Genomic DNA, 7371 nt, shown 5'->3' on the forward strand with positions numbered 1-7371 from the left:
AACCAGCAAGCGAGAAAGCAAGTTTGACCTTTGGTTTCAAAGTCGTGCCTGCTTATTTTCAGATATTTAGCCGTCGGTTTAGCAATCTAGACTATAAAAAAAGGAGCTATCCGTTCAATGGAAGACATTGAAAAGGTGCTGGAAGAAATTAAAGAATGGGTTCGCAAGCTGATAGAAGGACTGCTGAGTCCCGATCCTGAACCGGAACTTGAACCGATTCGTATTCCTGTCAACCAACCAAGGAATCGCAGGTAGTCGGGACTGAATTAGAAGCTTAAGGTTTAAGGTTTGACGTTTGAGGTGGCAGGGTGGTTCTAAATCCCATGTCAAAACTCTCATAATTTTTGTTGCGCTGGAAATTTTAAAATTGTTAAATATCCTGGTACTTCACGGCCCTAATCTGAATCTATTGGGTCAGCGAGAACCTGGAGTTTATGGTTCTGCGACTTTAAATGATATCAACAAGTTGCTAGAACGAGAAGCGCAAGCCCTCCAGGTGCAAGTCTCAATTCAGCAGTCGAATCATGAAGGGGTGTTGGTGGATGCAATTCACTCGATGTTAGGGCAGCACCAAGGCTTATTGATTAATGCTGGAGCTTATACTCATACGAGTGTGGCAATTAGAGACGCGATCGCCGCAGTGAATATCCCTGCGGTAGAAGTTCATCTGAGCAATATTTATCGGCGGGAAGCTTTTCGGCATCACTCGTTTATCGCAGCGGTGGCGATCGGGCAAATCAGCGGTTTTGGCTCAGAAAGTTATCGGCTGGGGCTGCAAGCTCTAGTTAGTTACCTGATTAAAAATTAGAAATTTACCGATTGTAGCGATCGGATAAGGGCAGGTTTTAGATGGAAAACCAGCCCTTATATGTTTGGGTTGAATTCAAATTAATCACAAAAGTTACGCAAAGAAGGAAACCAGGAAGAATTCTAAATTACCAATTACCAATTACCAATTACTAACAACTTGAGTTAAATTCAAATGCGGCATTCCCTGTTGAGCAAGTTTCAAGGAACCATCCTAGGGGCAGTTTTAGGAGACTCTATAGGCCTGCAATACCAGAGGCAACTCGTGGGTATTCCCCCCCAAACAGAAGACTTGCAGCCGATTTTACAACTGACGAAACACCAACAATTGACCGTAAGTGGCGCAACATTGGCGTTGAATTCTGTCAACAGTAAAATCCCAACTCGCAGAGACTCATCCGCATCCGGGAGACTTGCGGTAGCGTGTGTTCAAAGTTTAATTCGGTGTAGGGGTTTAGATTTAAAAGATTGGCGCGATACTTGGGAAGCATTTGCCAAGTCGGAAATCTACCATCCCCGCAACAGTGAGTTTCAAACCCTGCTTAACCCTGGTGAAGCTGCTGTTGCTGCGCTGCCATCCGCGATGTTTTTTCACGAAAATAAAGCCAAGCTGCGAGAAAAAATCATGCTGGCGATAGAGGTTTGGCACCACGAAAACCAGCCAGAATGGGAAACAGCAATTTTAGCAGTAGCATATACGATCGCCCGCTCTCTCAAAGAAAGACTTGACCCCGCGACAGCGATCGAGCAAACACTTGCCTACCTGAAAACCGATAATGCCATAACAGAGCTGCTGCTGCAAGTGCAAATACTACTAGAAAAGGGAGCCGATTTAGAAACAGCCGCCACTCATCTGTGCAAAAGCGCCACAGCTTTGCGAGAAAGACAGGGCGAAGGTGAAAAAAAATTACAAACCCAGTCAATTGTCAACCCAGGAAATTTCATTCCCATTGCCTTAGCTTTCTACTGCTTTTTGAACACCCCAGAAGACTTGCGCTTGTCAGTGGTGCGGGCTGCCCGCTGTGGTATAGCCGGACAAATAACCTGCGCTTTGACAGGAGCTTTGTCTGGAGCCTATAACGGCGTTGCTGGGATTCCTGTAGAATGGCGACAGGTATCTTCGGCTGAGGTTAATTCGCAGCAGCTAGCCGAGGGCCGAGAACCCTCGCTCTGGGGAACGGGCAGCGAGGCAAAAATTGTAGAGTTAGCAAATAACCTGTTTGCTGTTTGGGCAGGAGTTTACAGCCCAGATGCCGCACTGGATTCCGCAGCGCTAGCCCGATCGGTGGCTGCACCTTATGTCATTAGACCTCGTAAAATATAAAGTTTGGAGCTTTTAACGGTAAGGGGACACCAGAAATTAGCAATTAGCCATTAACAACTCAAAAGCGAAAGGGGAAGGAGAGCAACAATTAAAGATTAAAAAGTGAGAAATTAAATGTGAAAAATTAAATCCGACGCCCCTGCCCCAACAAGCCAGGTTTAAACGAGAATAGGGGGTTGGGAAACGAAGAATCTACGGAGAAACGGGGTTTTTAGCCCTCGCGCGCGAGTTCTGTTCAAGATGGATAAGGGAAGCAAAGAAGCTGCTTGCGTTGTGGGCCACCGTCAGGAAAGCCAACTGCTGGCGATAGTCAGACAAAGTGGCCTGGAGGGCTGAATATTCAGCCACGGTAGTTCAGATAAAATCAATCAAGATGCCTAGTCAGAAATTCTGACAAAGCTGCTGGATAACAGTGATATATCTTCGACACAAATGAATACGCTCTCCTCATTGATGCGGCAGATTGAGCAGCTAGGGGCTGCGCGCTCACTGCGCCAACACATTGCTAAAGTGCAAAATGGCTGTAGCAAAGCAGATACAGATCGCGCTGGCGGGCCTCTCCTGAGCCGTTTGTCGCGCCCGAAATGGATTCTTCCCGAGACTTTTACTACTAGATTTACAAGTAAAACCTCCAAATCAAGTCTCAAAAATCAAGCTCGTTCCCCTATGTTGGCGCTGGTAGCGGTAGTTTCCCTAAGCAGCACTCTGGGCCACCGCTTCTACAACCAGCCGAAACTGGATGTGGGGACGAAAGCTCCTCAGACGATTAAGGCTCCTGCTACTGCTAGCGTCCCCGATTACAAAACTACTGAAGAACAGCGGAAAGCAGCGCGGACAGGGGCTGTAGCGATATTAATGCTGGATTCGGCGGTCGATCGACAAATTTATCAAGAATTGCAACAATTTTTGCAGCAGGGAAGCGAGCTACGGGAGGCGGTAGGCCCGTTTCCGTTTGCGAGTACCTCGGCGCTCTCACTTGCGGTCCAGGTTTACTTGCGGGGCTGTCCCGAGTGGGAGTGGCGCTCGATTTTGGCGCAAGCGGGTGACAAAAGGGCAACTTCCGAGCGATTGAGTTTGGATTCCCCGGCAATTGCTGGGGCAACAGATAACAAGTCTCAGCAAGATGCTATCGCTCAACTGCAAGCTTACAGCCGATCGGTCCGGGCAGCAGATTTTCAAAGCCTGACAGACAGTATTTCCTCTGCTCGCCAGCGCTATCTCAATGCTGTGGAGGCGCTGGGAAAACCGTCGGTTTTGGGTCTGCCACAGATTTACGATACTTCGCTGTTTGATTTGTCCGATGAAGCTTGGCAGAAAACCCAAACCGGTATGAGTCGGGCGGCAAAAAGAATGGTGGCTCAAGGTATCCCGCAGGGGTTGCCCAAAGAGATTTTGCAAGAAGCCGTGAAGCTGCAAGTGGCTGATGAAGTGCCGTTAGAGTCCCAAGCTTTGGCGGTGGAGGGTTTAACAGCGATTTTGCAGCCAAATCTGGTGAGAGATCGCGAGGAAACCAAACAGCTAGCTGAATTAGCGGCGCAAAAGGTGAAACCGGTGATGATCGCAGTAGATCAGGGCGAGATAATTGTTGCCCAAGGACAAGAGATCTCGCAGCAAGATTTCGTGTTGCTGGACTATTTTGGTTTAAGTCGGCGGGGGGTGAATTGGCTGGGGCTGACGGGTTTTGTTTGTTTAGTCGCGGGGGCAATTGCGATCGTACTGCTGGTGGAAAGGCACTACCGCTTGCGCCGCAGAGATCATTTGCTATTGCTGCTGCTGACTTTGAGCGCGCCGGTGCTAGTGAGTTTGGGCCTGCCTTGGACGAGTTTGCCGGCGATCGGGATTTTAGCGGGCGGCTTCTACGGTTCGGCAGTGGGAGTGACTGTGGTGGGGTTGCTGTCGGCGCTGCTGCCCGTTGGCTTAAATGTGGACTTGATTCATTTGGTGGCTAGCGGGGCGGGGGGATTGCTGGGCGCTTTTATGGCCGGGCGGCTGCGATCGCGCGAGGAATTGGCTCTTTTGGGCTTGGCTGTTGGGTTGACTCAGGGTACGGTTTATCTGGTGGGGACTTTGATTGCCAGCGCGGCTGCCGGTGCGATTTGGTACGTCGTGCTCGGTACGGTGGGCGCGCAAAGTTTGGCCGGTTTGGCTTGGAGCGTTGTGGCGATCGGCGTCAGCCCTTATTTGGAACACGTTTTTGACTTGATTACGCCGATCCGGCTGGCGGAACTTGCCAATCCCAACCGCCCGCTGTTGAAGAAATTGGCTGCCGAGGTTCCGGGGACTTTTCAGCACACGCTGTTTGTGGCGAGTTTGGCGGAGGCTGCGGCCCGGGAACTCGGCTGCAATGTTGAGCTGGTCAGAGCTGGAACATTATACCACGATATTGGAAAAATGCACGACCCGCTCGGATTCTGTGAAAATCAAATGGGTGGGGGCAACAAACACGATGAAATTAATGACCCTTGGGCAAGCGCGGAGATTATTAAAAAGCACGTTACCGAGGGTTTGGTGATGGCGCGGAAGCATCGATTGCCAAAGGCGATTCAGGCGTTTATTCCTGAGCACCAAGGTACAATGTTAATTGCTTACTTCTACCACCAAGCGCAGCAAATTGCTGCACAAGAAATAGAAGATTTAAAGATTGCTTTGCCAGATGCGGATAATTCAAAGTTAACAATCGCAAGTCGCCAAGTGAGGGAGGAAGATTTTCGCTACGATGGGCCGATTCCGCAGTCGCGGGAAACCGGGATTTTGATGCTGGCGGATTCTTGCGAGGCTGCTTTGCGATCGCTCAAGGATGCTACTCATGAAGAGGCTTTGAATATGGTTAATCGGATTTTGAGGGCTCGCTGGCAGGATAATCAGTTGATTGATTCGGATTTGACGCGGGAGGATATGTCTCTAATTGCGGAGATTTTTGTGCGAGTTTGGGAACAGTTCAATCACAAGCGGATTGCTTACCCTAGTGCAGTTTTCACTCCCAGGTAGGAGGAAATTTTTAGTTATTAAAAATCAGTTGGCATTTTAGTTGTGAATGAGATTGCATTGAGATTTGCCGCGCAAATAGTCATGCACTTCAGAATTGTCGCTGACAATTAAGACAGGTTTTTTGATTCCTCAAAATTCCGAAGAGTCGATATCTCTTTCGCCGGTTAGGTGCGATCGCAATTTTTGCCAGTCTTGGGCATCGATCGCATTTGCAAAAGCGATGATACAGCAGATTCCATATTTATGAAGTACACCCGCCTCTAGTTAGCTCCTCGTAGGAAGACCGCAGTGCCGTGTCCCTACACTTCACAAACCTGGAATACGCTGTAGTATCTACAACCCCAGCGCAGTCAACAATCCAGCGGATTTCTTGCCGTTCCTACATCACACATAAATTTGGTGACTTGTGAGTTCAAAAGATTTTAATTTTTAACCGCAGATGAACGCGGATTAACGCGGATTTTTTATCTTGATTCTATCCTTTGACTCCCGCAGCAGTTTCTGTTGGGACAATGTATTTTTGCAAGAGCAAAAATAGTCCTAAAACTGGAACAATAGAAATAATAGAACCCGCCGCAACTAAACGCCAATCTAAAGAAAATGTCCCGGCTAAATTAGCTACCCCTAAAGGTAAAGTGTAATATTCCGGCCTGTCTAAAACTAGCAGTGGCCACAGAAAGTCGCTCCAAGAACCGATAAATACGAAAATTCCTAGGGTAACTAAAGCTGGCTTAATTGCCGGAATCATGACGTGCCACCAAATGCCTAATTCGCTGCAGCCGTCGATGCGGGCGGCTTCTTCTAGTTCTTTGGGAACTGCTAGGAATGCTTGTCGCAATAAAAATATGCCGAAGGCTGAGGCTAGTCCGGGAAAGATTACGCCTAAATAACTATTTTTGAGTCCGAGTTGTACTGTCAATATGTATAGGGGAATCATGACTATTTGGAAGGGAATCATGATTGTGGAAACGATCGTGATTAAGATGGCTTCGCGGCCGCGAAATTTGAGTCGGGCTAAGGGGTAAGCGGCGAGGGCACAAAAGAGGACGTTGATGCTAACTGTGAGGCCGGCAATTAGGGTGCTGTTGAACAGGTAGCGGCCGAAGGGGTTGGTTTGCCAAACTTTGATGAAGTTTTCGAGGGTTGGCTGTTGTGGCCACAGTTGCGGGGGAAATTGAAAGATGTTTTCGTTGGGGGATTTGAGGGAGGTACTGAGCAGCCACAGCAAGGGAAACAGCATTAAAAGTGCGATCGCGCTCATGATGCTGTACGTCCACAGGGTTCTCCACGGCGAGGGAGTGTTGTTTGGGGAATTTGGTTTTTTAGTTTTGAGATTGTTCATTGTTGGGATATGATGATAAGTCCTTGCTTCGTGAGAAGCCTTGTTGTCCATAAGGGGATTATTGCCATGAAACCGTTTATTTACGAAACTATGTACATTCTGCGCCCTGATTTGGGTGAAGAAATGACAGACCAGGCGATCGCTAAATATCAAACTATTTTGCGCGATCAAGGTGCTGAAAACATCGAAACTCAGCACCGCGGCAAGCGCCGTTTGGCTTACGAAATCGGCAAGCACCGGGATGGAGTATACGTTCAAATGAACTATACAGCTCCGGGCGCTGCAATTTTTACCCTAGAGCGCGCGATGCGTCTGAGCGAAGAAGTGATTCGCTATTTGACAATCAAGCAAGATGTGCCAGATGCACCTGAAGCGGAAGCGGAAGCTGAAGTCGCCGAGTAGGAGTCGTGTCAACTTAAAATCTGATGTAGTACCCGTCTACTGTTTGACGATTAGGGCCGCTTATTCCCCGGCACGCCTTTCTTAAGGGCTACGCTGTACACACAACTTGAAAAACTAACGTCAGAGCCTTTCGCTCCCCCTGGCATCCTCCTGAAAAAGACGCTAGGGGGCGCTCTGGAATTGTGGGTACAGCATAGTTTCTTAAGGGGGAGACTTGATGTTAATTGAAATTATAGGTGAATGGGCGATTGTTTTTCTAGGGGAAGACGATCGCTCTTTTTTGTGGAGAGGCTGCTGGGACTTAATCTATTTTTATCAACAAAGAAAGCTCGCTTTTTGAGGATGGCGAGAGCGATTCACTTAGCCCAAGTCTATTATCTAATTGACTACAAAAAACTTGACTATGCTTGAGCATAGCTGCTTAATCATTGTATAGTAATTTCAAATAAATGTGAGACAAATGCAAGATGATGTAAAATTAAGAAAAATTGTTAACTCGGAGCCGAAA

6 protein-coding genes are annotated in these 7371 nt (G+C 48.0%); 5 read left to right on the plus strand and 1 reads right to left on the minus strand.

Annotation, left to right across the window (positions count from 1 at the left end):
- Positions 1-117 precede the first annotated feature (117 nt).
- From QUA07_RS25165 to QUA07_RS25180, 4 genes are all read left to right on the plus strand, one after another.
- Entirely contained in the window at positions 118-255 is a 138-nt protein-coding gene (locus QUA07_RS25165; RefSeq protein WP_333081027.1) for a hypothetical protein, read from the plus strand.
- A 112-nt stretch (positions 256-367) separates the two neighbouring features.
- Positions 368-808 (plus strand): type II 3-dehydroquinate dehydratase, encoded by a 441-nt coding sequence (aroQ, locus tag QUA07_RS25170; RefSeq protein WP_138920973.1) that lies wholly within the window; start codon positions 368-370, stop codon positions 806-808.
- A gap of 174 nt (positions 809-982) precedes the next feature.
- Positions 983-2131: an ADP-ribosylglycohydrolase family protein gene (locus QUA07_RS25175; RefSeq protein WP_333330633.1), complete on the plus strand. Its 1149-nt coding sequence runs from the start codon at positions 983-985 to the stop codon at positions 2129-2131.
- Positions 2132-2563: 432 nt separating this feature from the next.
- Complete coding sequence (locus tag QUA07_RS25180; RefSeq protein ID WP_333330637.1) at positions 2564-5119, plus strand: HDIG domain-containing metalloprotein; 2556 nt, start codon at positions 2564-2566, stop codon at positions 5117-5119.
- A gap of 475 nt (positions 5120-5594) precedes the next feature.
- Here QUA07_RS25180 and QUA07_RS25185 read toward each other — a convergent pair whose 3' ends face one another.
- Positions 5595-6461: a carbohydrate ABC transporter permease gene (locus QUA07_RS25185; RefSeq protein WP_333330640.1), complete on the minus strand. Its 867-nt coding sequence runs from the start codon at positions 6459-6461 to the stop codon at positions 5595-5597.
- Positions 6462-6527: 66 nt separating this feature from the next.
- On the opposite strand from QUA07_RS25185, the gene rpsF reads away from it, so the two are divergent.
- Positions 6528-6863 carry a 30S ribosomal protein S6 gene (gene rpsF / locus QUA07_RS25190; protein WP_015176119.1) on the plus strand — a complete coding sequence of 112 codons (336 nt, stop codon included), beginning with the start codon at positions 6528-6530 and terminating at the stop codon, positions 6861-6863.
- Positions 6864-7371 lie beyond the last annotated feature (508 nt).

This window comes from Microcoleus sp. T3_A4 (genome assembly GCF_036700465.1).
GTDB lineage: Bacteria > Cyanobacteriota > Cyanobacteriia > Cyanobacteriales > Microcoleaceae > Microcoleus.